Origin of the sequence: Yersinia massiliensis (assembly GCF_003048255.1) — a bacterium.
Classification (GTDB): domain Bacteria; phylum Pseudomonadota; class Gammaproteobacteria; order Enterobacterales; family Enterobacteriaceae; genus Yersinia; species Yersinia massiliensis_A.
The window spans coordinates 3,344,668-3,370,190 of sequence record NZ_CP028487.1 but is presented as its reverse complement, the minus strand read 5'-3'; the positions used below and the strand labels follow the sequence as shown (position 1 = coordinate 3,370,190).

Sequence of the window (25,523 nt, the reverse complement as noted above, 5' to 3'; positions counted from 1 at the left end):
CTGTTAGTTATCCAAATAAAAATGAAAACCAAAAATACAAATTGATCAGGGAGACGTGAGTGCAACGAGCACGATGCTATTTACTTGGAGAAAGTGCGGTGGTTCTGGAACTGGAACCACCGATAACGTTAACGAGCCAGCAGCGGATTTGGGGGCTGGCTGATCGCCTTATTCATCACCCCGATATCCTTGAGGCGATCCCCGGCATGAACAATCTGACCTTGTTGCTGGCTGATCCGCAAAGTACCGCACTGGATGCCATCGAAAAACTCCAGCGTTGGTGGGAAGAGAGCGAATCATTAATCCCTGAGTCTCGTGATATCACTATTCCAGTGATTTATGGCGGCGAAGCGGGTCCTGATCTGGCTGATGTGGCGCGCCATACCGGCATGAGCGAGCGTCAGGTGGTTGAGTGCCACGCAGGGGCGAGTTACATCGTCTATTTCCTAGGATTTCAGCCGGGCTTTTCCTATTTGGGCGGTATGCCAGAACAGTTGACGACCCCGCGGCGTGCCGAACCACGTTTGGTGGTTGCCCCTGGTTCGGTAGGTATTGGTGGTAGCCAGACCGGTATCTATCCGTTGGCCACGCCCGGTGGTTGGCAGTTAATCGGCCGTACCTCACTGGCGTTATTTAACCCGCTAGAGATGCCGCCAACCCTGCTACGACCTGGGGATAATGTGCGCTTTCTGCCTTTAAAGGAGGGCGTATGCTGAAGATTATTCGTGCAGGCATTTACACCACGGTACAAGACAGTGGCCGTGGTGGTTTTCGTCGGTTAGGGATCAGTCAGGGTGGAGCGCTGGATTTACCTGCGATGCAGATGGCAAACATGCTGGTGGGGAACGATGCAGATGCCGCAGGGCTGGAGGTGACACTCGGCCAATTGACGGCGGAGTTTACCCAATCAGGTTGGATCGCTCTGACGGGGGCCGGTTGTGATGCGAGGCTCGATGATCAGTTGTTATGGACAGGCTGGCGTTATCCGGTGAAGTCAGGGCAACAGTTAAAACTCAGTGTGCCACACCGTGGGATGCGCAGTTATCTGGCTATTTCCGGTGGTATTGATGTGCCCGAAATGTTGGGGTCGCGCAGTACAGACCTTAAAGCGGGTTTTGGCGGTTATCAAGGACGACTGATCAAAGAAGGCGATAAGCTGCCATTAGGGAAAGCCACTCGTTTACCACGTGAATCCGTCGGCATCAAACAACTGCTATTTGGGAATCGTGTTCGAGCCGTACCCGGGCCGGAATATCATGAATTTGACGATGTGTCGCAAGGGGCTTTCTGGCGTGAAGCATGGCAACTTAGCCCGCAAAGTAACCGGATGGGTTATCGACTGACCGGCCGCGAGTTATCTCGCACGACCTCGCGTGAAATGCTATCTCACGGTTTATTGCCCGGCGTGGTACAAGTGCCGCATAACGGCCAACCGATTGTACTGATGGCAGATGCACAAACGACGGGCGGTTACCCACGTATTGCCTGTGTGATCGAAGCCGATCTCTACCATTTAGCCCAAATTCGACTCGGTGAACCGGTGCATTTTATCCCTTGTACCGCTGAAGATGCACTGCGTGCCAAATCAGAACAACAGCATTTCTTGCAACAAGTTGAGTGGAGTTTGCAGAAAGGTTTCGATGCCACGGAGGCCAAATGAACATTGATTTAAACGCGGATTTAGGGGAAGGCTGCACCAATGATCAGGCCTTGTTGCAGTTGGTGAGTTCAGCCAATATCGCTTGTGGTTTCCATGCGGGTGACGCGCAAACTATGCGTCAATCAGTGCGTTGGGCCATCGAATACGGTGTTGCTATTGGTGCACACCCAAGTTTTCCCGACCGAGAGAATTTTGGTCGCACTGCCATGCAACTTCCCCCCGAAACGGTTTATGCCCAAGTGATTTATCAGTTGGGTGCCCTTGCGGCTATCGTGAAGGCTGAAGGGGGCGTGATGCAGCATGTAAAACCCCATGGCATGTTGTACAACCAAGCTGCGGTTGACCCCTTACTGGCCGATGCCATTGCTCAGGCGGTTAAAGCTGTCGATTCATCATTACGCCTCGTTGGGCTGGCGGGCAGCGAATTAATCCGCGCAGGTCAACGGACAGGGTTAGTGACTCGGCAGGAAGTGTTCGCCGATCGACGCTATCTACCCGATGGCACTTTAGTCCCGCGTAGTCAGCCAGATGCGTTGATTGAAAGTGACGAAATGGCGTTGTCACAAACCTTAGCCATGGTGCAACGTCATCAGGTTCAAGCCCGTGATGGCACTTGGGTTGCTGTACAGGCTGATACCGTTTGTGTACATGGCGATGGCGCTCATGCTTTGGCTTTTGCCCGTCGTTTACGCAGCAGTTTTCAGCAGGAAAATATTTTGGTTTCTGCGCAGTAAAGCGCAAGTCGTCGCGTAGTCGTTAAGTGAAAGAAACGCCATTGTTGGCAATTACAATCATCGTTGGGCAATCACAATCATAACCGCTGAGCCCGAGCGGCAGAGTATTACCCCTTTGCATTTATGACATTAAAATTATTTATGACAGGAGAGTCACCTTGGAACAAACGGTAAATATGTGGCCGCTGATCGGTATCGCGGCAATTGTTATTGGCTTTTTACTGCGCATCAACGCGGTGTTAGTGGTGATTTCTGCCGGTATCATCACGGGTCTGGCAGCGTTTATGCCCATCGCCACTATCCTAGAAAAACTGGGTGAGGGTTTTCTTAATACCCGTAACCTACCGCTGATTTTGCTCTTACCTCTGGCTGTGATCGGTTTGCTGGAGCGGCACGGCTTGAAAGAGCGTGCTCAGGCGTGGATTTCGCACATTAAAAGTGCCACCTCTGGCCGCTTATTGATTGTGTATCTGTTTGTGCGCGAAGGTACGGCAGCGCTGGGTTTAACCAGCCTTGGTGGTCACGCGCAAATGGTACGGCCATTGCTGGCTCCTATGGCAGAAGGGGCAGCGAAAACCCGTTACGGTGAGTTGCCCGAAAAAGTGCGCTATCGCCTGCGGGCGATGTCTGCGGCAACAGATAACGTTGGCCTGTTCTTCGGTGAAGATATCTTTGTCGCTTTCGGTGCCATTATCTTCATGCATAACTTTATGCTGGAGTCAGGTGGCATTCAGACCGAGCCGCTACATATCGCACTATGGGGGATACCGACAGCCATTTGTGCTTTCTTGATTCACGCTTATCGCCTGCAACGTTTGGATAAACATCTCGCTGCTGAACTCACTGCACTGAATGACGCTGCCTTGGCCACTAAGGGAGATGCCAAATGATCTTCCAACAACAATATTTATACTGGCTAGCTGGTGTCGTTTTACTGATGGTCGCGGTGATGTCATTTCGGGATAAAGCCAACCCCCGCCGCTTCACGACAGGTTTGTTCTGGGGGCTGTACGGGCTGGTTTTCTTGGTGGGCGACTGGACTTACCGTTTAGCGAATGCATTGGGCGGCGAAGGGCCAGATGAGAAGCGCATCTTGCATATTACTGTCGGCCTCGTGGTGATCGTGATGGCGCTGATTGCGGGCTTTGGTGGCGTAAAACTCGGTAGCTACCATCAGCGGACACCGCAAGAGCGTGAAGTGAGCGCTAAACGACTCGGTAACCGGCTGTTTATTCCTGCGTTGACGATCCCAGTGGTCACGGTCATTGGCGTCTTGCTGTTTAATAACATTCCTGCCTTGGATTTATGGCTGTTTGGTGCGGGTAATCACGCGACCTTAGTTACTTTGTTCTCAATGACGGTGGGCTGTGTGTTGGGCTTAATCATTGCGGTGGTCATGACTCATGAGACGGCTGCGCAACCGGTACAGGAGGCTCGGCGCTTGCTGGACTCGATTGGCTGGGCGTTTATCTTGCCGCAGATTCTGGCAACACTGGGCTTGCTGTTTACCACGGCCGGTGTCGGCACCGCCATTGCACACCTGACTCAAGAGTATCTGGCTGTTGATCATCGCTTTGTCGCCGTCGCCGTCTATGCTATTGGCATGGCAGTGCTCACCATGATTATGGGCAATGCGTTTGCCGCATTCCCTATTGTGACGGCGGGTATCGGTATTCCTATCTTGGTGTTACAACATGGCGGCAATCCGGCGGTAATGGCCGCGATCGGGATGTTCTCCGGTTACTGCGGTACATTGATGACGCCAATGGCGGCCAACTTTAATATTGTTCCTGCTGCCTTGTTGGAATTACCAGATAAAAACGCGGTGATCAAAGCACAGATACCGACCGGCGTTACGCTATTAATAGTGAACGTATTTTTGCTCTATTTCCTGATGTTCCTCTAGGAGAGCCAATGAAAAGCGTACTTATTACTGGGTTTGAGCCCTTTGGCGGAGAGCGAGTGAATCCTTCGTGGGAAGTGGTTAAGCAGCTGAATGATTTAATGTTGGGTGGGGTCAGAGTGGTGGCCCGCCAACTACCTTGTGCTTTTGGCGAAGCACTCACCGCACTAAATGCCGCGATGGACGATGTTCAACCCACACTCGTGTTAGCCATTGGTCAGGCTGGGGGACGGGCCGATATTACTATCGAACGTGTTGCGATTAACATTGATGATGCACGAATTCCGGACAATTTGGGTCATCAACCGGTCGATCAGCCCATCGTTGAAGATGGCCCAGCGGCCTATTTTACCCGTTTGCCGATAAAAGCCATGGTGCAAGGGATACGTGATGCGGGGATACCGGCTTCGGTTTCTCAAACAGCAGGGACTTATGTCTGTAACCACGTGATGTATGGCCTATTGCATCGATTGAATCAGATGAATAGCGATGTAAAAGGGGGATTTATTCATATCCCTTATTTGCCAGAGCAGGCGGTGGCTCATCCTGGTGCGCCAAGTATGTCGACGCAATCGGTATTGATAGCCTTGGAGTTAGCGATATCAGTCGCGTTGCAAATTGAGCATGATTTGCATATCTCCGGCGGGGCCATTCACTAGTCGAGATCAATAAAAACGCCACCTAACGGTGGCGTTTCTTCTAGCAAGCATCAATCGGCTTACTTCTCTAATTGGCTTTTAAAATCACGCTCAGCGTAACCGGTATAAAGTTGACGCGGACGAGCGATTTTAATGCCGTCATCGTGCATTTCATTCCAGTGAGCAATCCAGCCGATGGTACGGGCAATCGCGAACATCACCGTAAACATGGAAGAAGGGATCCCCATCGCTTTCAGGATGATACCTGAATAGAAGTCTACGTTCGGGTACAGTTTCTTCTCAATGAAGTACGGGTCGTTCAGTGCGATACGCTCCAGCTCCATCGCGACTTCCAGCAGGTTGTCGTTCAGGTTTAGCTCTTTCAGCACTTCATGACAGGTTTCACGCATAACGGTCGCGCGTGGGTCGTGGTTTTTGTACACACGATGACCAAAGCCCATCAGACGGAAAGAGTCATTTTTGTCTTTCGCGCGGCGGATGAATTCAGGAATGTGTTCTACGCTTTTGATCTCTTCCAGCATCTTCAAGCAAGCTTCGTTTGCACCACCGTGAGCTGGCCCCCACAAAGAGGCGATACCCGCGGCGATACACGCAAACGGGTTCGCACCTGAAGAACCTGCGGTACGCACTGTTGAAGTCGACGCGTTTTGCTCATGGTCAGCATGCAGAATGAAAATGCGATCCATCGCGCGCTCTAGCACTGGATTGACTTCGTATTTTTCACACGGCGTGGAGAACATCATGTGCAGGAAATTACCGGCATACGACAGGTCATTACGCGGATAAACAAAAGGCTGACCCAGCGAGTATTTGTAGCACATCGCGGCAACGGTCGGCATTTTGGACAGCAGACGGAAGGCGGTGATTTCGCGGTGGCGTTCGTTATTCACATCAAGCGCATCATGGTAGAAGGCAGCCAGTGCGCCTGTAACACCACATAATACTGCCATTGGGTGTGAATCGCGGCGGAAACCGTGGAACAGACGGGTAATCTGCTCGTGAATCATGGTATGGCGGGTGACCGTGGTTCTGAACGTTTCGTACTCTTCAGCCGTCGGTGTTTCGCCATACAGCAGAATGTAGCAAACTTCCAAATAGGTAGATTCTTTTGCCAACTGGGCAATCGGGAAGCCACGGTGCAGCAGAATGCCTTCATCACCATCAATGTAAGTGATTTTTGATTCGCAGGATGCGGTAGAGGTAAAACCGGGGTCAAAGGTAAAATAACCTTTCGAACCTAAGGTGCGGACGTCAATAACGTCAGTGCCGAGGGTTGGGGATAGCACGCCCAGTTCGATCGCAGCTTCGCCTTCTAGATTCAGCGTCGCCTTTTTATTAGCCATTTACAGTCTCCTTAGCGCTTATTTTAAAACCTCTAACAACTAAAATAGCCTATTTACCTGACAGGCAGCACTGCTCTGTTTAATTCATCGTTTACTCTTCAGATTTGACGTTGCCGAGTAAGTCACCGTTTTCACTTATCCGATTAACTTATCAGCGTAAGTTCGTAGGGGTTCGTTATTTTTCGGTCTTACTACATTCGCCAAATTTTTTTGGATCAAGCATGCGACGTAGGGTACAGAGTATCTCACCAATGCAGCCCGCGATCCGATGAGTTGGATTAACAGGTATGTAATTAAGTTGTTAACGATTTGTCAGATTCTTATCTTTTATAATTTAGTGCCTACGATTTGTATGGGGATATTCATTCATTACACTGTTACATAACTCAGGCTTATGGGGAAGTGTATACGTAGACCTTTAGTGAATGATATGACCTATTTCGACACTAGTTGTAAGTTAAATGTTTATTCTTTGTCAAATCAGATAATTAATTTTATGTAAATTATGTAAATCGTGATCCTAATCACTGTTCAGGGGAAATGTTCCCAATCAGATTGTGTGGGAATTGTAATAAGAATGTGAACCCCCTATACTGCCGCCAGGTCTCCGGATTACCCTGAAGTAGGAGCACCCAGCGTTATAAAAACACGCCATGAAGCATTCAGGATGTTATGCCAAATGTGTGATGTGAAGGGTTTAAACTCTTGACGCTGTCTGATCCCCGCCCAGGCCCGGAGGATGGAAATTAAAATAAGAGCTGTGTGGGCAAAAACGTGAAAAAACAAAGACCTGTCAATTTGGATCTGCAAACGATCCGATTTCCTGTTACTGCGATAGCGTCCATTTTACACCGCGTCTCTGGCGTAATGACTTTCGTTGCCGTTGGTATCCTCCTCTGGCTGTTAGGTTTGTCTGTTTCCTCGCAAGATGGATTCATGCAAGCTGCGGCGATCATGAATAGCTTTATTGTTAAATTCATCTTCTGGGGAATACTCACTGCGCTGGCCTATCACGTTTGCGGTGGCATCCGCCACTTGCTGATGGATTTTGGCTATATCGAAGAGAGCTTGGCTGCGGGGACCCGCTCCGCCCAAGTAACAATGGTGTTAACCTTGGTGCTGTCAGTTTTAGCTGGAGTCCTCGTATGGTAAGCAATGCTTCTGCGTTAGGGCGTAATGGAGTACACGACTGGCTGTTACTGCGTGCTTCTGCAATCGTCATCACTCTATATATTCTTTATATTCTGGGCTTCGTGATTATCGTCCCAGATATCACCTATGAAATCTGGCGTGGCTTCTTCGCTTCGCACATCACAAAAGTATTTACCCTGCTGACATTACTGTCGATTCTGGCTCACGCTTGGATTGGTCTGTGGCAGGTGTTAACGGACTATGTAAAACCACTAGCGATCCGATTGGTGCTGCAACTTGCCGTCGTGGTTACGCTGCTGGTCTACCTCTTATATGGAACAATTGTGGTGTGGGGTGCTTAAATGAAACTGCCGGTCAGAGAGTTTGATGCTGTTGTTATTGGTGCAGGTGGTGCAGGTATGCGCGCCGCGCTGCAAATTTCCCAAATGGGGCTGTCTTGCGCCCTGATATCTAAAGTTTTCCCGACTCGTTCTCATACCGTGTCTGCACAGGGCGGTATTACCGTTGCCTTGGGTAATACCCACGAAGACAACTGGGAATGGCACATGTATGACACCGTCAAAGGTTCTGATTATATCGGTGACCAAGACGCTATCGAGTATATGTGTAAAACCGGCCCAGAAGCGGTTCTGGAACTGGAACACATGGGGTTACCTTTCTCCCGTTTAGACGATGGCAGCATTTATCAGCGTCCATTCGGTGGACAGTCGCTGAACTTTGGCGGTGGGCAAGCCGCACGTACTGCGGCGGCGGCTGACCGTACAGGGCATGCACTGCTGCACACCCTTTATCAGCAAAACCTGAAAAACCACACCACCATTTTTTCTGAATGGTATGCCTTGGATTTAGTGAAGAATCAGGACGGGGCTTTCGTTGGCTGTACCGCTATCTGCATTGAAACCGGTGAAGTGGTTTATTTCAAAGCTAGTGCAACGATATTGGCAACAGGCGGAGCGGGGCGCATTTATCAATCCACCACCAATGCGCACATTAATACCGGTGACGGTGTTGGTATGGCACTGCGTGCGGGTGTACCCGTGCAGGATATGGAAATGTGGCAGTTCCACCCGACCGGTATCGCCGGTGCAGGGGTACTGGTCACAGAAGGCTGCCGTGGCGAAGGCGGTTATTTGCTGAATAAGCACGGCGAGCGCTTTATGGAACGTTATGCCCCGAACGCCAAAGATTTGGCGGGTCGTGACGTAGTGGCACGTTCCATTATGATCGAAATCCGTGAAGGCCGTGGTTGTGATGGTCCTTGGGGTCCACATGCCAAACTGAAGTTGGATCACTTAGGTAAAGATGTGCTGGAGTCCCGTCTGCCGGGTATTCTGGAGTTATCACGTACCTTTGCCCACGTCGACCCAGTCAAAGAACCTATTCCAGTGATCCCAACGTGCCATTACATGATGGGCGGGATCCCAACCAAAGTGACGGGTCAGGCGATCACCGTAAATGAAAAGGGTGAAGATGTTGTAATCCCTGGTCTGTTCGCTGTCGGTGAAATTGCCTGTGTTTCCGTCCATGGTGCAAACCGTTTGGGGGGCAACTCATTACTGGACCTGGTGGTATTTGGTCGCGCTGCTGGCATGCATCTGCAAGAGTCATTGATGGAGCAGGGTGCCAGCCGCGATGCTAGCGATTCAGATATTGAAGCTTCACTCGATCGCATGAATCGTTGGAATAACACCCGTTCAGGTGAAGACCCAGTTGAGATCCGTAAAGCACTACAAGCCTGCATGCAGAATAACTTCTCGGTCTTCCGTGAAGGTGATGCCATGGCAAACGGCTTGGAAGAACTGAAAGTTATCCGTGAACGTCTGCAAAATGCCCGTCTGGATGACACTTCCAGTGAGTTCAATACCCAACGTATTGAATGTTTGGAATTGGATAACCTGATGGAAACCGCGTTTTCCACCGCTGTGTCAGCAAACTTCCGTACCGAAAGCCGTGGCGCGCATAGTCGCTTCGACTTCCCAGAACGTGATGATGCGAACTGGCTGTGCCACTCGCTGTATTTGCCAGACACTGAAAGCATGACCCGCCGTGAGGTAAACATGCAACCTAAGCTACGCCCCGCCTTCCCGCCGAAAGTGCGTTCTTATTAAGGCATGTGTTGTGTTGATAGGGTTAAACCCTAACCCGTTGCGGAGGAATAGATCATGAAACTTGAGTTCTCAATTTATCGCTATAACCCGGACGTCGATAACGCGCCGCACATGCAAGATTACACGCTGGAAGCGGAAGAAGGCCGGGATATGATGTTGCTGGATGCACTTATCCAGTTGAAGGAAACAGATCCAACGCTATCGTTTCGTCGCTCCTGTCGTGAGGGTGTTTGCGGTTCCGATGGTCTGAATATGAATGGCAAAAACGGCTTGGCATGTATCACGCCAATCTCAGCGTTGCAAAAAGGTAATAAGAAGATTGTGATTCGCCCATTACCGGGGCTACCGGTGGTGCGGGATTTAGTCGTCGACATGGGGCAGTTTTATACTCAGTACGAGAAAATTAAGCCTTATCTCTTAAATGATGGCAAAAATCCGCCAGCGCGTGAGCATTTACAATCGCCTGAACAACGCGAAAAGCTGGATGGTCTGTACGAGTGCATCTTATGTGCTTGTTGTTCAACCTCTTGCCCGTCATTCTGGTGGAATCCCGATAAGTTTGTCGGTCCGGCAGGGCTGCTGGCTGCCTATCGCTTCTTGATAGATAGCCGTGATACCGAAACATCAGCACGATTGGATGATCTGGACGACGCTTTCAGTGTTTTCCGCTGCCATAGCATCATGAATTGTGTCAGTGTTTGTCCTAAAGGTCTTAACCCAACCCAAGCGATTGGTCACATTAAGTCTATGTTGTTACAGCGTGGCGCGTAATCGTTAAAGCATCGCTAATGATAGTTGCAACGTAGTGCATGATGTGAGTTTATTAACCTGGGGAATGATTCCCCAGGTAGCTTCAAGGTAGGGAATCTCTAAAAACCGGCAAGCTGTCCGTTTTTAGAGGTTCCTTGAACGGGACCGTTAAGGTCCATAACAGAACGTGCATTGAGCATGTCGAGTGAACCGTTTTTACGGCAAACCGTTGATATTACGGTGTATATGTTAACCACGGCGAAAACTGAAGCTTCAAAGCTTAAGGGATCATGATGCAGAACGGCGCAATGAAGGCCTGGCTGGATTCCTCCTATCTGGCGGGCGCGAACCAGTCCTACATAGAGCAGCTCTATGAAGACTTTTTAACTGATCCTGGTTCCGTTGATGATAGTTGGCGTTCAATTTTTCAACAACTACCTACAACGGGTGTAAAACCTGATCAGTTCCACTCTCAAACGCGTGAGTATTTCCGTCGCTTGGCGAAGGACCCCTCGCGTTATAACTCATCCATCAGCGATCCTGAAAATGATGCCAAACAAGTTAAGGTGTTGCAGTTAATCAATGCCTTCCGCTTCCGCGGCCATCAACATGCTAACCTTGACCCACTCGGTTTATGGAAGCAAGAGTCTGTACCAGACCTCGAGCCTTCCTATCACAACCTGACTGACGCCGATTTCCAGAACACCTTCAATGTGGGCTCTTTTGCTATCGGCAAAGAAACCATGAAGCTGTCTGACCTGTATGCGGCTCTCAAACAGACCTACTGCGGTTCAATTGGCGCTGAATACATGCACATTACCAACACTGAAGAGAAACGCTGGCTACAACAGCGTATTGAATCAGTCGTCGGGAAACCAACATTCAGCGAAGAAGAGAAGCGTCGCTTCCTAAGCGAACTGACTGCTGCTGAAGGTCTGGAACGTTATTTAGGGGCTAAATTCCCAGGTGCGAAGCGATTCTCGCTGGAGGGTGGCGATTCACTGGTCACCATGCTCAAAGAGATGATCCGCCATGCGGGTAAAAATGGCACTCGTGAAGTCGTGCTAGGGATGGCTCACCGTGGCCGTCTGAACGTACTGATTAACGTACTCGGTAAGAAACCGGAAGATTTGTTTGATGAGTTTTCCGGTAAGCATAAAGAACATCTGGGGACGGGTGACGTTAAATATCATCAGGGCTTTTCCTCTGATGTAGAAACAGAAGGCGGTCTGGTTCACTTAGCACTGGCCTTTAACCCATCACATCTGGAAATTGTTAGCCCCGTCGTTATCGGTTCTGTCCGCGCACGTCGTGATCGTCTGGATGAAGCCCGTAGCAACATGGTACTGCCAATCACCATCCACGGTGATGCGGCCATTGCTGGCCAAGGTGTGGTGCAAGAAACATTGAACATGTCACAAGCCCGCGGCTATGAAGTTGGCGGGACGGTGCGCATTGTTATCAATAACCAGATTGGGTTTACCACCTCAAACCCACTGGATGCCCGTTCTACCCAGTACTGTACTGACATTGCCAAAATGGTACAGGCACCGATCTTCCACGTGAATGCTGATGATCCTGAAGCGGTGGCGTTTGTGACTCGCCTAGCACTGGATTTCCGTAACACCTTTAAACGTGACGTGATGATCGATCTGGTTTGCTATCGCCGCCATGGGCATAACGAAGCCGATGAGCCAAGTGCAACGCAGCCAGTGATGTATCAGAAGATCAAAAAACACCCGACACCACGCAAAATCTATGCGGATAAGCTGACCGAGCAAAACATTGCGACCTTGGAAGATGCCACTGAAATGGTCAATCTTTATCGTGACGCTTTGGATCATGGCGACTGCGTAGTAGAAGAGTGGCGTCCGATGAATCTGCAATCCTTCACGTGGTCACCGTATCTGAACCATGAATGGGATGAAGAATATCCAAGCAAAGTTGAAATGAAACGCCTGCAAGAGTTGGCGCGTCGTATCAGCCATGCACCAGAAGCCATTGAAATGCAATCTCGTGTCGCCAAGATTTATAGCGATCGTGCTTTGATGGCCAGTGGTGAGAAGCCATTCGACTGGGGCGGCGCTGAAACATTGGCTTACGCGACACTGGTTGATGAAGGTATTCCAATTCGCCTGTCGGGTGAAGATGCAGGACGTGGGACTTTCTTCCATCGTCATGCTGTCATCCATAATCAAAAAAATGGCTCAGTTTACGTACCTTTGTCGAATGTACACAGCGGACAGGGCGACTTCCAAGTTTGGGACTCAGTGCTGTCGGAAGAAGCTGTCTTGGCATTTGAATATGGTTACGCTACGGCAGAACCGCGTACCTTGACCATTTGGGAAGCGCAGTTCGGTGACTTTGCCAACGGTGCTCAGGTCGTTATCGATCAGTTTATTAGTTCTGGCGAGCAGAAATGGGGCCGGATGTGTGGGTTGGTGATGCTGTTACCACATGGCTACGAAGGCCAAGGTCCAGAGCACTCATCTGCACGCTTGGAACGCTACCTGCAACTTTGTGCTGAACAAAATATGCAAGTGTGTATCCCATCAACACCGGCGCAGGTTTACCACATGATTCGTCGTCAGGCGTTGCGTGGAATGCGTCGGCCGTTGGTCGTGATGTCACCTAAATCACTGTTACGTCATCCGTTGGCAATATCTTCGCTGGATGAATTGGCGAATGGGACTTTCTTGCCTGCTATCGGTGAAATCGACGAGATGGATCCGAAAGGCATTAAGCGTGTCGTGATGTGTTCTGGCAAAGTCTATTATGACCTGTTGGAACAGCGCCGCAAGAATGGTCAAACCGATGTTGCTATCGTGCGTATTGAGCAGCTTTATCCGTTCCCACACCACGCCGTTCAGGCTGTGTTGGAGCAATTCGCTCATGTGCATGATTTCGTCTGGTGCCAAGAAGAGCCGCTTAACCAAGGCGCATGGTACTGCAGCCAACACAACTTCCGCGAAGTGATTCCATTTGGTGCTTCCTTGCGTTATGCAGGCCGCCCAGCATCCGCTTCACCGGCAGTTGGATACATTTCCGTACACCAGAAACAGCAACAAGCTCTGGTTAATGACGCGCTGACCGTTGAATAGCGAGCCGGTTAACACATAAAGGATAGAGAATGAGTAGCGTAGATATTAATGTTCCTGACCTCCCTGAGTCTGTCGCCGATGGCTCTGTCGCCACTTGGCACAAAAAGCCAGGAGATAGCGTTAAGCGTGATGAAGTGCTGGTTGAGATTGAAACGGACAAAGTGATTCTGGAAGTTCCGGCCAGTCAGGACGGTATTTTGGACGCCATTTTGGAAGATGAGGGTGCAACAGTGACCTCACGTCAAGTACTGGGCCGTATTCGTCCAAGTGATAGCTCTGGCAAGCCGACAGAAGAAAAAAGTCAAAGCACAGAGTCTACTCCGGCTCAGCGCCAGACTGCCAGCCTGGAAGAAGAGAGCAACGATAGCCTCAGCCCAGCCATTCGTCGCCTGATTGCTGAGCATGATCTTGATGCCTCCGCGATTAAAGGTAGTGGTGTTGGTGGTCGAATCACACGCGAAGATGTTGATAGCCATTTAGCGACTCACAAATCTGCTCCTGCCGCCGTTGAAGCGAAAGCTGAAACTGCTGCACCAGCAGCGCTGGCGGGCCGTAGTGAAAAACGTGTACCAATGACACGCCTACGTAAACGTGTTGCTGAACGTCTGCTGGAAGCGAAGAACAGCACCGCGATGCTGACGACGTTTAACGAAATCAATATGAAGCCGATCATGGACCTGCGTAAGCAGTACGGTGATGCTTTTGAGAAACGTCACGGTGTCCGTTTAGGCTTTATGTCCTTCTATATCAAAGCCGTGGTGGAAGCGCTTAAACGTTATCCTGAAGTGAATGCGTCTCTTGATGGCGAAGACGTGGTTTACCACAACTATTTCGATATTAGCATTGCTGTTTCTACACCACGCGGTCTGGTCACCCCTGTATTACGTGATGTAGATACCATGGGTATGGCGGATATCGAGAAGAAAATCAAAGAACTGGCTGTAAAAGGCCGTGACGGCAAACTGAAAGTTGAAGAACTGACCGGCGGTAATTTCACCATTACTAACGGCGGCGTATTCGGCTCACTGATGTCGACTCCGATCATTAACCCACCACAAAGCGCGATCCTTGGCATGCATGCCATCAAAGATCGTCCAATGGCGGTAAATGGTCAGGTAGTGATTCTGCCAATGATGTATCTGGCACTGTCCTACGATCACCGTTTAATCGATGGCCGCGAATCTGTGGGCTATCTGGTGACGGTGAAAGAGATGCTGGAAGATCCAGCTCGCTTGCTGCTCGACGTATAACAAAGATAAATGACAAGGCTAGCCTGATTGCAAGGTGTTGATTACCTGCCTCCGCGCAATCAGGCAACCTCGTGTGCTTCGGCCCATCTCAGACCTTATATGGATAGAACATCATGAATTTACACGAATATCAGGCAAAACAACTGTTTGCTCGGTATGGCATGCCAGCGCCAACTGGCTACGCTTGTACCACACCGCGTGAAGCAGAAGAAGCCGCATCAAAAATCGGCACTGGCCCGTGGGTGGTTAAATGTCAGGTTCATGCAGGCGGTCGCGGTAAAGCGGGCGGCGTGAAACTGGTTAACAGCAAAGAAGATATTCGTGCTTTCGCTGAGCAGTGGTTAGGTAAAAAACTGGTCACGTACCAGACAGATGCCCATGGTCAACCGGTTCACCAGATTCTGGTTGAAGCTGCAACAGATATCGACAAAGAGCTGTATTTGGGCGCGGTTATCGATCGCAGTTCCCGCCGCGTGGTGTTTATGGCATCCACCGAAGGCGGCGTTGAGATTGAGAAGGTGGCTGAAGAAACCCCTGAACTGATCCACAAAATTGCACTGGATCCATTGACGGGGCCACAACCTTATCAAGGGCGTGAATTGGCCTTTAAATTGGGTCTGACGGGTAAGCAAGTCACTCAGTTCACCAAAATCTTTATGGGTTTGGCAACATTGTTCTTGGAGCGTGACTTGGCGATGGTTGAGATCAACCCGCTGGTTATCACGAAACAAGGCGATCTGGTCTGCTTAGACGGCAAACTGGGTGCAGACGGTAATGCGTTGTTCCGTCAACCAGAATTGCGCGAAATGCGTGATCCGAGCCAAGAAGATGCTCGCGAAGCACATGCTGCACAGTGGGAGCTGAACTACGTGGCTTTGGATGGCAACATTGGCTGCATGGTCAACGGTGCTGGTCTGGCGATGGGTACAATGGACATCGTAAAACTGCACGGTGGCGAACCTGCGAACTTCCTTGATGTAGGTGGCGGCGCAACCAAAGAGCGCGTGACTGAAGCGTTCAAAATCATTTTGTCTGATGACAAAGTGAAGGCCGTTTTCGTGAACATTTTCGGCGGTATTGTACGTTGTGACCTGATTGCTGACGGTATTATTGGCGCGGTTGAAGAAGTGGGTGTCAATGTGCCAGTTGTGGTACGTCTGGAAGGGAATAACGCTGAACTGGGTGCCAAAAAATTGGCAGACAGTGGTTTGAATATCATTGCTGCGACCAGCCTGACAGATGCGGCTCAGCAAGTTGTAGCGGCAGTGGGGGCTAAATAATGTCTATTTTAATCGATAAAAACACCAAAGTTATTTGCCAAGGTTTTACTGGTAGCCAAGGGACTTTCCACTCCGAACAAGCTATCGCTTATGGCACCAAAATGGTTGGCGGTGTGACGCCGGGTAAAGGTGGTACTCAACATTTGGGTCTGCCAGTATTTAATACCGTGCGTGAAGCGGTAGAGACGACAGGTGCAACTGCATCAGTAATCTACGTACCGGCACCATTCTGTAAAGACTCGATTCTGGAAGCCATCGATGCCGGCATCAAGCTGATTATCTGTATCACTGAAGGTATCCCGACACTGGATATGCTGGTGGTCAAAGTCAGATTGGAACAGTCTGATGCGCGCATGATTGGCCCGAACTGCCCAGGCGTTATCACTCCAGGCGAATGTAAGATTGGTATTATGCCAGGTCACATTCATTTGCCAGGCAAAGTGGGTATCGTCTCTCGCTCAGGGACGTTGACTTATGAAGCGGTAAAACAGACGACTGACATCGGTTTTGGTCAGTCGACGTGTGTCGGTATTGGCGGAGACCCAATTCCAGGATCTAACTTTATTGATATCTTGAAGTTGTTCCAAGAAGACCCGCAAACGGAAGTTATCGTGATGATTGGTGAAATTGGTGGTAACGCAGAAGAAGAAGCGGCCGCTTACATCAAAGATCACGTGACCAAACCTGTTGTCGGTTACATTGCAGGCGTGACTGCACCAAAAGGCAAACGTATGGGCCACGCTGGTGCCATCATTGCTGGCGGTAAAGGAACAGCGGATGACAAGTTCGCAGCGTTGGAAGCCGCAGGCGTCAAAACTGTGCGTAGCTTAGCTGAAATTGGTAATGCCGTTAAAGCGATATTGCCACAGTAAGCAATGGAACACGGGCAACACCACAGTTGCAAAAGGCCACCTTTCGGTGGCCTTTTTTAATGCTTAATCAGTACTTATTCAATGCAGTGATGAGTGCGATATCCGTTTGCGCTTGCAGTTTAGCCTGCTCATCGTTGGCATTAGCCACTTGCTGTTTTAAAGTTGCCAAGGCAGCGTCATAACTGCTCTTATCCCTAAATACCTTACCTTTCACGTTGATTGACGCAATGTTGGTGAAACGACCATCCGCAGTTGCAGGGACAGTTATTACGTCAGTATTAATCAGGTTTTTGACGATTTCTCTTTCTCTTTCATTGCCATCCAGTCCAACCAAGTGCCAGCGTTGTTGAGGCTTTCCTTCATATTTTCCCGCTTTAACTTCGGTCAAATAGCGAATGGTGAGATTACGAATAGTGCCTGCTTCCTCGCCATACTCGGCTTTACTATCAGACAGTATTGGGAATGTCCGTCCTTCGAGAACCCCGCCCTTTTGTGTCAGATGACCCATACGATAACTGTTCATGCCCAGATGTATCGGGGTGGTATCCGTGACAGGTGTACCGTCATTGAGGCGTAAATCGGTAATGCGCGAACCTGTAGGTTGGCGTAAATCAATGGTATAGGTCACGCCATCAAAGAAGTCATTGGTCGAATATTTTGAGGCGCGACGTTGTGGGTTAAAACTGTAAGTCACATCGCCCGGTTTCACTTGATTAAAGTAATCAGCGGACCATTCCATATACTGCTTTAATTCTTTGCCTGTTAGGCTGTAAACCGTTATTTCGCCACCGGCGTATTGATAGTTAAAGGCAATATCTTTCGCAGTGATGTCACCCACATCTAATTTGGGGCGATCATTATCAATCTGTAGGGCGATGATCTGGGCCTGGGGGGCGTAATAACGCGCCGCTTGCTGATACAGTGCGCTGATCCCTGTGTCTTGCACGTGAACTTGAGGAATGCCCTTAATTTCGTCTGCAGGTGCGAGATTGGTACCACTCAACTTGGCAATCACCCGATTTGCATTCGCACGCAAAATATCATGGTAAGGCTGATAAATGGCTTCTAGGTTTTTATCAGACTCAACGCCCTTGATAGGGTAGGTATAGCTGTCTTTATCGATGAGTTGATATTTCCCATCGCGCTGTTCGAATTTCAAGTCAATACGGGAAAGGGCGCGGCCATATTTATCTGGTTCAGTGATGATGACTCCGTTGACGACCGCTTTATCAATTTTTACATGCATATGGCCTGCAACGATCGCCGCCAATTCTGGATTGGCTTGGGCAATATCGCCCACCCCCGTCCCTGGCCGCTGGTTTTCATTGTCGATCCCCATATGAGCGACCAAAACAATAGCATCAACATTCGGTTGAATTTGTTGAATGACTTTTTTAACTTCCTGCACCGGGTCAGTGAAATGGATACCGTTAATTCGGTCAGTACCCTGTGCGAACTCTGCAGTCATCGGGGTATCCATTCCGATAATGCCGATTTTAACGCCTTGGCGCTCAATGATTTTGTAGGAGGGTAGGTAAGGCTTGCCTGAGTCCCAGAAAATGTTACCCGCCAATGCAGCGCCATTAAATTGCTTTAGTGAAGTTCCTAGCGCTTTCAGCCCAAAATCGAATTCATGGTTCCCCATCACCCAAGCATCATATTGCAGTGCATTAAAACCAAGAATCATCGGGCTGATGGGTTCATTTTTAAAGGTTTCAACGAAATTTCCTTGGAGGGTATCGCCTGCATCAACCAAAATAATATTGGGCTGTTCAGCGCGTATTTTATGCACTTTAGTGGCGATTTGGCTCAGGCTGCCGGCCATATTCTCAGTGTCGCTGGCATAATCCCAGGGCACAAAAGTGCCATGTAAATCAGAGGTCCCCAAGATAGTGATATCAACCTGTTGGGCGGCAATAGATGTGGTACTGGTACACAGGAGTGTGGCGAGGGCTATTCTTTTCATTATAGAGGATTCAATATTTTATCGATTAACAGCACGTTATCATGCAACAAAATGGCAACACTTGCGAACGCTTCTCTGAAAATGAACTAACATACTTATATAAAACTCGAAATTGTGATTGAACTCACTCTGAATCAATTAATTTTAAAAGTTAATCTGGATCGCATAATAACGAAGTAATAAAGCATTAGTTAAACTATAAAATTACATTTTATTAACAGTTGTGGGTTATATAAAAACAATAGAACGTTTAATTAACATGAAAAAGAATTAATTGTTCTAAATCAACTTTTGAATATAGCAATAATGTTCAGATACGCTTAAATTGTGCTGGATCAAATTAAAGCACAGTAGGTAAATGGCCTATTTCTTGACCTGTATCCAGAACTCAACGCTGGGTCACGTAAAATCCTATTTATTGTGTGGGATTAGAAGCGTAGTATTACCCCGGTGTAATACTGGGTAGTTGATATTGTTATTTTTGTTGTGTTTTTTTGGGCATTCACTGCGGGTAATGATGAGGCTTCGGATTTAAACAGAAGCCGAGTGACCGCAAGTCGGAGTCTTCCTGCGAGGAGCAAGGAGTCAAGATGTTTGATATTGTCGAACTGTCACGGTTACAGTTTGCCTTAACGGCAATGTACCATTTCTTATTTGTCCCATTAACGCTGGGGATGGCGTTTTTGTTGGCAATTATGGAATCGGTTTATGTGCTGTCTGGTAAACAAATCTATAAAGATATGACCAAATTCTGGGGCAAGTTATTTGCGATTAACTTTGCTCTGGGGGTTGCCACTGGTTTGACTATGGAGTTCCAATTCGGGACAAACTGGTCATATTTCTCACATTACGTCGGCGATATTTTCGGTGCCCCTCTGGCAATCGAAGGTTTAATGGCGTTCTTCCTGGAATCTACTTTTGTCGGTCTGTTCTTCTTCGGATGGGATCGTCTGAGTAAACATCAGCATTTGGCTGTAACCTGGCTGGTTGCATTAGGCTCTAACTTCTCTGCGTTGTGGATCTTGGTTGCTAACGGTTGGATGCAAAACCCGATTGCATCTGATTTCAACTTTGAAACCATGCGTATGGAAATGCTGAGCTTCTCAGAACTGGTGTTGAACCCAGTTGCTCAGGTGAAATTCGTTCACACTGTGGCAGCAGGTTATGTTACCGGCGCGATGTTCGTTCTAGGTATCAGCTCCTACTATCTGCTGAAAGGCCGTGATATTCCATTCGCCAAGCGCTCCTTTGCGATTGCGGCGAGCTTTGGTTTAGCTGCAACGCTATCCGTTATCGTACTGGGTGATGAATCTGGTTATGAAATGGGTGACGTGCAGAAAACCAAATTGGCTGCGATCGAAGCTGAATGGGAAACTCAACCGCCACCAGCTGCCTTTACGCTGTTTGCTATCCCTAATCAGGAAACGATGGAGAACCGCTTTGCTGTTCAGATTCCATTTGCATTAGGTATCATTGCGACTCGTTCACTGGACACGCCGGTGATTGGTCTGCGCGATTTGATGTCTCAACACGAAGTGCGTATTCGCAATGGTATTCAAGCCTATAGCCTGTTAGAGAAATTACGCAGTGGCAATACTGACCCTGCTGTACGTGAAGCATTCAGTAAGGCAAAACAAGATTTGGGCTACGGTTTGCTATTGAAGCGTTATACCCAAAACGTCACTGATGCGACTGAAGAACAAATTCAGCTCGCTGCGCAAGACTCCATTCCACGTGTTCTCCCTCTATACTTTGCATTCCGCATCATGGTGGCTTGTGGCTTCCTCATGTTGCTGATCATTGGTTTGTCGTTCTGGAGCGTTATCCGCGGCAAGATTGGTGAGAAAAAATGGCTACTGCGTACCGCATTGTTCGGTATTCCATTACCGTGGATTGCAGTAGAAGCAGGTTGGTTTGTCGCCGAATATGGCCGTCAACCATGGGCCATCGGTGAAGTGCTGCCGACAGCAATCGCAAATTCGTCTGTTACTGCTGGGGATATTCTATTCTCAATGGCGTTGATTTGCGGTCTGTACACGCTGTTCCTGGTTGCAGAAATGTACCTGATGTTCAAATTTGCGCGCCTTGGGCCAAGCAGCCTGAAAACTGGCCGCTATCATTTTGAACAGCCGACTGCACCAGTGCAGGAAGCACGGTAAACAGGAGTCCACTTATGTTTGATTATGAAGTATTACGATTTATCTGGTGGCTGCTGATCGGTGTGCTGCTGATTGGTTTTGCAGTCACCGATGGTTTCGATATGGGTGTTGGTGTCCTGCTGCGTATCATCGCTAAGAATGATACAGAACGTCGTATTTTGATTAACTCGATTGCCCCTCACTGGGATGGTAATCAGGTTTGGTTGATCACCGCCGGTGGGGCGCTGTTTGCGGCCTGGCCGATGGTGTACGCAGCCGCATTCTCCGGCTTCTATATCGCGATGATTTTGGTGTTGGCTGCGTTGTTCTTCCGTCCGGTAGGCTTTGATTACCGTTCCAAGGTGGAAGATAACCGCTGGCGCAATATGTGGGACTGGGGCATTTTTGTCGGTAGCTTTGTACCTGCTGTCGTATTCGGTGTGGCGTTCGGTAACTTGCTGCAAGGCGTGCCGTTCCACATGGATAGCTACATGCGTCTGTTCTACACAGGTAACTTCTTCCAGTTGCTGAACCCGTTTGGTTTACTGGCTGGGGTTGTCAGCTTAACCATGTTGGTTACGCAAGGGGCAACTTACCTGCAAATGCGTACCCGTGGCGAACTGCATCTGCGTTCCCGTGCAGCCGCGCAAATCTCTGCGTTGGTGATGGGTGTTGCCTTCTTGCTGGCCGGTATTTGGTTAGTGAAAGGCATCGATGGTTTTGTGGTGACTTCTGCGCTAGATACTGCCGCTCAATCTAACCCGATGCGCAAAGAAGTCGCACATCAGGCAGGTGCATGGTTGATTAACTTCAACAAGTACCCAATCCTGTGGGCGCTGCCTGCTCTTGGCGTGATTCTGCCACTGTTTACCATCTTGCTGTCGCGCTTTGAAAAAGGGGCTTGGGCCTTCCTGTTCTCATCGCTGACCATTGCTTGTGTGATTTTGACTGCTGGGGTCACTATGTTCCCATTCGTTATGCCGTCAAGCACAGTGCCAAATGTCAGCCTGACAATGTGGGATGCAACATCTAGCCTGTTGACGCTAAAAGTGATGACCATTGTTGCGATCATCTTTGTCCCTATCATCCTGTTGTACACCAGTTGGTGTTACTACAAAATGTTCGGGCGCATTGATAAAGACTTTATCGAAAACAACAAGCATTCACTGTACTAGGGAGCATAAAGCATGTGGTATTTTGCCTGGATTCTAGGGACACTTCTGGCCTGCTCCTTTGGTATCATTACTGCTCTGGCATTGGAGCAGAGTGAAGCCAACGCAGCAGAAAAAGCTGCCAATAATGGCAATGATGATGTTGTCCGATAAGTTATACGCGTTAATGGATAAGGGTCCGTTCAGGGCCCTTTCACTCCTGCTCGCATTTGCTGTCGCTTTCTGTGTATTTTGGGATCCTTCGCGTTTTGCGGCGGCGACCAGCTCACTTGAAGTGTGGCAAGAGGTGTTTATTGTGTGGGCAGTGTGTACTGGTGTGATTCATGGTGTAGGTTTTCGCCCTAATCGGGTGTGGCTGCGTGCTTTTTTCTCACCACTTCCAGCAATTGTGATCTTGGGCGCGGGATTATTCTACTTTTTCGCTTAATCTGAATGTATATCGCCTAATTTGTACAAAATCTCTCCTTATGGGCCTTCTGGCCCATAATTATTTTATTTCTATTCTCTCAAGTGATTCCAAAGCGTAACGCTCTTCAGTATAGTGTCTCGGTTAATTGCATTACTGGGAAGTAGAGTGAGTAATACGTTGTTTCGATGGCCGGTACGTGTCTATTTTGAAGACACCGATGCTGGTGGTGTGGTTTACCATGCACGCTACGTTGCCTTTTACGAAAGAGCGCGCACAGAAATGTTGCGCCAACACAATTTTCACCAGCAGCAATTGCTCCGTGAGCATGTCGCTTTCGCTGTCCGCCGCATGACGGTAGAATACCTGGCACCTGCACGTCTTGATGATATGCTGGAAGTTCAGAGTGAAATTACCGCAATGCGTGGGGCTTCTCTCACGTTTGCTCAACGAATTCTCGACTCACATGGCAATCTTCTGAGTAGTGCAGAAGTATTGATCGCATGTATCGATCCACACCAAATGAAGCCAAAAGCGCTTCCTAAGTCTATTGTCGCGGAGTTTAAGTAGTGGCTGACATGAACATTCTGGATTTATTCCTGCAGGCAAGCTTATTCGTTAAGCTTATCATGCTGGTTCTGATGGGCTTTTCTATTGCTTCATGGGCGATCATCATTCAGCGAACGCGTATTCTGAATGCTGCTACCCGCGATGCAGAAGCCTTCGAAGATAAATTTTGGTCTGGCATTGAGCTGTCTCGCCTGTATCAAGAAAGCCAGGCTCGTCGCGATACGCTGGGTGGCTCTGAGCAGATCTTCCATTCTGGATTCAAAGAATTTGCCCGTTTGCACCGCGCAAATAGTCATGCACCTGAGGCTGTTATTGATGGCGCTTCCCGTGCTATGCGCATCTCAATGAACCGTGAATTAGAAGCGCTGGAAACACATATTCCATTCCTTGGTACTGTCGGTTCTATCAGCCCGTATATCGGTCTGTTTGGTACAGTATGGGGGATTATGCATGCCTTTATTTCTCTGGGCGCGGTGAAGCAGGCGACGTTGCAAATGGTCGCACCAGGTATTGCTGAGGCACTGATTGCTACGGCGATTGGCCTGTTTGCTGCCATCCCTGCTGTTATGGCTTATAACCGTCTGAATCAGCGTGTGAATAAACTTGAACAAAACTATGACAACTTCATGGAAGAGTTCATTGCTATTCTGCATCGTCAGGCTTTTGCCAGCGCTGAGAGCAAATAAGTAGGGGGTTGTATGGCGCGAGTACGTGGTCGTAAACGTCGCGAGCTTAAGTCTGAAATTAACATTGTTCCCTTACTTGACGTCTTGCTGGTGCTGCTGCTGATTTTCATGGCAACAGCGCCGATTATCACCCAAAGCGTTGAAGTGGATCTCCCTGATGCAACGGATTCGAAAACCGTTTCAAGCGATGATAACCCGCCGGTGATTGTCGAAGTGTCAGGTGTAGGTCAGTATTCGCTGGTTATTGATCACCAACGGATGGAGCAGTTGCCGTCGGAACAAGTGGTGGCAGAAGCGCAGGCAAGATTAAAAGCGAATCCGAAAACCGTATTCCTGATTGGCGGCGCGAAAGAGGTTCCTTATGATGAAATCATCAAGGCCTTGAATATGCTGCATCAGGCGGGTGTGACGTCGGTGGGCTTAATGACTCAACCGATATAAATTTGCGTTGATATTGGCTGGATGATGTATCAATCCAGCCAGTAGCGACCCTGTGTTTAGCAGTTCCGTTTTTTAGAAATAGAGCGCGGACATCGAGTGTGGAAATCGAGCGTGGGTAAGGCAACCGAGCAAAATGATAAGCTGAATCGCGCGATTATAGTGTCGGTGGTTCTGCATATCGTATTGATTGCCCTGTTGATTTGGGGCTCTCTGACACAGACGACTGAAATGGGCGGCGGCGGTGCCGGCGGCGAAGTTATTGACGCCGTTATGGTCGATCCTGGCGCTGTGACAGAACAGTATAACCGTCAGCAGCAACAGCAGACGGATGCTAAACGTGCAGAACAACAACGCCAGAAGAAGGCCGAGCAGCAAGCGGAAGAATTACAACAGAAACAGGCGACAGAACAACAACGCCTGAAAGAATTGGAAAAAGAGCGTCTGCAAGCGCAAGAAGATGCGAAGCAGGCGGCTGAAGAACAGAAGAAACAAGCCGCAGAGCAGCAAAAACAGGCCGCTGAGCAACAGAAAGTTGCCGCCGCCGCCGCTGCCAAAGCGAAAGAAGAGCAGAAGCAAGCTGAAGCTGCAGCGGCTCAAGCTAAAGCAGAAGCCGATAAGCTCGTGAAAGCGCAGGCAGAAGCACAGAAGAAAGCCGAAGCTGAAGCTAAGAAAGAAGCTGCAGTTGCCGCCGCTGCGAAAAAACAAGCTGATGCTGATGCGAAGAAAGCCGCAGAGGCCGCTGAAAAGGCCGCAACACAAGCGGCAGAAAAGAAAGCCGCAGCTGATGCCGAGAAAAAAGCTGCCGCTGATGCTAAAAAGGCTGCCGCTGCAGATGCCAAGAAGAAAGCCGCCGCTGAAGCTGCTGCTGCCACAGACGTAGATGATTTGTTTGGTGGCTTGGCTAACTCCAAGAATGCACCGAAAAGTGGCTCTGGTGCAGGTGCTGCTGCCGCAGGTCAAGGTGGTGGCAAGAAGAGTGGGGCGTCTGGCGCTGATGTCAGTGGCTACCTAGGCCAAATCACTGCGGCGATACAAAGTAAATTTTATGATGCAGATCTTTACAAAGGCCGTACCTGTGATCTGCGAATTAAATTAGCACCAGATGGTCTATTGATTGATGTTAAAGCGGAAGGTGGTGATCCAGCACTGTGCCAAGCTGCCATCGCTGCCGCGAAACAAGCTAAGATTCCTAAACCGCCAAGTTCTGATGTTTATGAAGTGTTTAAGAATGCTCCGCTTGTATTTAAACCTCAGTAAGGTTTGATTAACAGAGAATAACTCTGTCAATCAACGAATGGATTATGTAGTTTTGTTTGCGTTGGTTTGTTAAAA

The 25,523-nt window shown here is 49.0% G+C and carries 24 protein-coding genes; 22 read left to right on the top strand and 2 right to left on the bottom strand.

Annotated elements, in window-relative coordinates; translation table 11 throughout:
• Window positions 1-59: 59 nt before the first annotated feature.
• The 6 genes from pxpB to pcp all read left to right on the top strand — a co-directional run bounded on the left by pxpB (window position 60) and on the right by pcp (window position 4,956).
• Window positions 60-716, top strand: a complete 657-nt coding sequence (pxpB, locus tag DA391_RS15650) for a 5-oxoprolinase subunit PxpB (RefSeq protein WP_050082474.1) — start codon at window positions 60-62, stop codon at window positions 714-716.
• The gene (pxpC, locus tag DA391_RS15645; protein WP_108087938.1) at window positions 710-1,660 is read left to right on the top strand and encodes a 5-oxoprolinase subunit PxpC; all 951 of its coding nucleotides are present in this window, start codon (window positions 710-712) and stop codon (window positions 1,658-1,660) included. Before pxpB ends, pxpC begins: the two co-directional genes overlap by 7 nt.
• Window positions 1,657-2,394 (top strand): 5-oxoprolinase subunit PxpA, encoded by a 738-nt coding sequence (gene pxpA, locus DA391_RS15640; protein ID WP_057644595.1) that lies wholly within the window; start codon window positions 1,657-1,659, stop codon window positions 2,392-2,394. Before pxpC ends, pxpA begins: the two co-directional genes overlap by 4 nt.
• Before the next feature lie 158 nt (window positions 2,395-2,552).
• Window positions 2,553-3,284: a DUF969 domain-containing protein gene (locus tag DA391_RS15635; protein WP_050082480.1), complete on the top strand. Its 732-nt coding sequence runs from the start codon at window positions 2,553-2,555 to the stop codon at window positions 3,282-3,284.
• Entirely contained in the window at window positions 3,281-4,300 is a 1,020-nt protein-coding gene (locus DA391_RS15630) for a DUF979 domain-containing protein (protein WP_019209273.1), read from the top strand. Before DA391_RS15635 ends, DA391_RS15630 begins: the two co-directional genes overlap by 4 nt.
• An 8-nt stretch (window positions 4,301-4,308) precedes the next feature.
• Window positions 4,309-4,956, top strand: a complete 648-nt coding sequence (gene pcp / locus DA391_RS15625; protein ID WP_050874374.1) for a pyroglutamyl-peptidase I — start codon at window positions 4,309-4,311, stop codon at window positions 4,954-4,956.
• Window positions 4,957-5,015: 59 nt separating this feature from the next.
• On the opposite strand, the gene DA391_RS15620 is transcribed toward pcp, so the two are convergent.
• Window positions 5,016-6,299 (bottom strand): citrate synthase, encoded by a 1,284-nt coding sequence (locus DA391_RS15620; protein WP_050082484.1) that lies wholly within the window; start codon window positions 6,297-6,299, stop codon window positions 5,016-5,018.
• A gap of 762 nt (window positions 6,300-7,061) precedes the next feature.
• Here DA391_RS15620 and sdhC point away from each other — a divergent pair.
• The 8 genes from sdhC (at window position 7,062) to sucD (ending at window position 16,812) form a co-directional block, all read left to right on the top strand.
• Window positions 7,062-7,451 carry a succinate dehydrogenase cytochrome b556 subunit gene (gene sdhC / locus DA391_RS15615; RefSeq protein ID WP_019209276.1) on the top strand — a complete coding sequence of 130 codons (390 nt, stop codon included), beginning with the start codon at window positions 7,062-7,064 and terminating at the stop codon, window positions 7,449-7,451.
• On the top strand, window positions 7,445-7,792 hold the full coding sequence (sdhD, locus tag DA391_RS15610; protein WP_019209277.1) for a succinate dehydrogenase membrane anchor subunit: 348 nt from the start codon (window positions 7,445-7,447) through the stop codon (window positions 7,790-7,792). Before sdhC ends, sdhD begins: the two co-directional genes overlap by 7 nt.
• Window positions 7,793-9,559, top strand: a complete 1,767-nt coding sequence (gene sdhA, locus DA391_RS15605) for a succinate dehydrogenase flavoprotein subunit (RefSeq protein ID WP_019209278.1) — start codon at window positions 7,793-7,795, stop codon at window positions 9,557-9,559.
• 54 nt (window positions 9,560-9,613) lie between these two features.
• Complete coding sequence (locus DA391_RS15600; RefSeq protein ID WP_049610854.1) at window positions 9,614-10,330, top strand: succinate dehydrogenase iron-sulfur subunit; 717 nt, start codon at window positions 9,614-9,616, stop codon at window positions 10,328-10,330.
• A gap of 272 nt (window positions 10,331-10,602) precedes the next feature.
• Window positions 10,603-13,410 carry a 2-oxoglutarate dehydrogenase E1 component gene (sucA, locus tag DA391_RS15595; RefSeq protein ID WP_050874378.1) on the top strand — a complete coding sequence of 936 codons (2,808 nt, stop codon included), beginning with the start codon at window positions 10,603-10,605 and terminating at the stop codon, window positions 13,408-13,410.
• 29 nt (window positions 13,411-13,439) lie between these two features.
• A complete protein-coding gene (odhB, locus tag DA391_RS15590; protein ID WP_050082490.1) occupies window positions 13,440-14,660 on the top strand; it encodes a 2-oxoglutarate dehydrogenase complex dihydrolipoyllysine-residue succinyltransferase in 1,221 nt (406 codons plus the stop codon).
• Window positions 14,661-14,773: 113 nt separating this feature from the next.
• Window positions 14,774-15,940, top strand: coding sequence for an ADP-forming succinate--CoA ligase subunit beta (gene sucC, locus DA391_RS15585; protein WP_019209282.1), 1,167 nt, complete (start codon window positions 14,774-14,776; stop codon window positions 15,938-15,940).
• The gene (gene sucD, locus DA391_RS15580; protein WP_019209283.1) at window positions 15,940-16,812 is read left to right on the top strand and encodes a succinate--CoA ligase subunit alpha; all 873 of its coding nucleotides are present in this window, start codon (window positions 15,940-15,942) and stop codon (window positions 16,810-16,812) included. Before sucC ends, sucD begins: the two co-directional genes overlap by 1 nt.
• A 67-nt stretch (window positions 16,813-16,879) precedes the next feature.
• Here sucD and DA391_RS15575 read toward each other — a convergent pair whose 3' ends face one another.
• Entirely contained in the window at window positions 16,880-18,778 is a 1,899-nt protein-coding gene (locus DA391_RS15575; RefSeq protein ID WP_108087937.1) for a bifunctional metallophosphatase/5'-nucleotidase, read from the bottom strand.
• Window positions 18,779-19,368: 590 nt separating this feature from the next.
• On the opposite strand from DA391_RS15575, the gene cydA reads away from it, so the two are divergent.
• The 8 genes from cydA (at window position 19,369) to tolA (ending at window position 25,448) form a co-directional block, all read left to right on the top strand.
• Window positions 19,369-20,937, top strand: coding sequence for a cytochrome ubiquinol oxidase subunit I (gene cydA / locus DA391_RS15570; protein ID WP_019209285.1), 1,569 nt, complete (start codon window positions 19,369-19,371; stop codon window positions 20,935-20,937).
• A 14-nt stretch (window positions 20,938-20,951) separates the two neighbouring features.
• A complete protein-coding gene (cydB, locus tag DA391_RS15565) occupies window positions 20,952-22,091 on the top strand; it encodes a cytochrome d ubiquinol oxidase subunit II (RefSeq protein ID WP_019209286.1) in 1,140 nt (379 codons plus the stop codon).
• Between the two features lie 12 nt (window positions 22,092-22,103).
• Window positions 22,104-22,241 carry a cytochrome bd-I oxidase subunit CydX gene (cydX, locus tag DA391_RS15560; RefSeq protein ID WP_050082494.1) on the top strand — a complete coding sequence of 46 codons (138 nt, stop codon included), beginning with the start codon at window positions 22,104-22,106 and terminating at the stop codon, window positions 22,239-22,241.
• Window positions 22,228-22,515 (top strand): cyd operon protein YbgE, encoded by a 288-nt coding sequence (ybgE, locus tag DA391_RS15555; RefSeq protein ID WP_019209287.1) that lies wholly within the window; start codon window positions 22,228-22,230, stop codon window positions 22,513-22,515. Before cydX ends, ybgE begins: the two co-directional genes overlap by 14 nt.
• A gap of 147 nt (window positions 22,516-22,662) precedes the next feature.
• Entirely contained in the window at window positions 22,663-23,064 is a 402-nt protein-coding gene (gene ybgC / locus DA391_RS15550; protein ID WP_019209288.1) for a tol-pal system-associated acyl-CoA thioesterase, read from the top strand.
• The gene (tolQ, locus tag DA391_RS15545) at window positions 23,064-23,750 is read left to right on the top strand and encodes a Tol-Pal system protein TolQ (protein ID WP_004393307.1); all 687 of its coding nucleotides are present in this window, start codon (window positions 23,064-23,066) and stop codon (window positions 23,748-23,750) included. The genes ybgC and tolQ overlap by 1 nt, the downstream gene beginning before the upstream one ends.
• Window positions 23,751-23,762: 12 nt before the next feature.
• Window positions 23,763-24,191: a colicin uptake protein TolR gene (gene tolR / locus DA391_RS15540; RefSeq protein WP_004712292.1), complete on the top strand. Its 429-nt coding sequence runs from the start codon at window positions 23,763-23,765 to the stop codon at window positions 24,189-24,191.
• A 111-nt stretch (window positions 24,192-24,302) separates the two neighbouring features.
• Window positions 24,303-25,448: a cell envelope integrity protein TolA gene (gene tolA / locus DA391_RS15535; RefSeq protein WP_050082495.1), complete on the top strand. Its 1,146-nt coding sequence runs from the start codon at window positions 24,303-24,305 to the stop codon at window positions 25,446-25,448.
• Window positions 25,449-25,523: the final 75 nt, after the last annotated feature.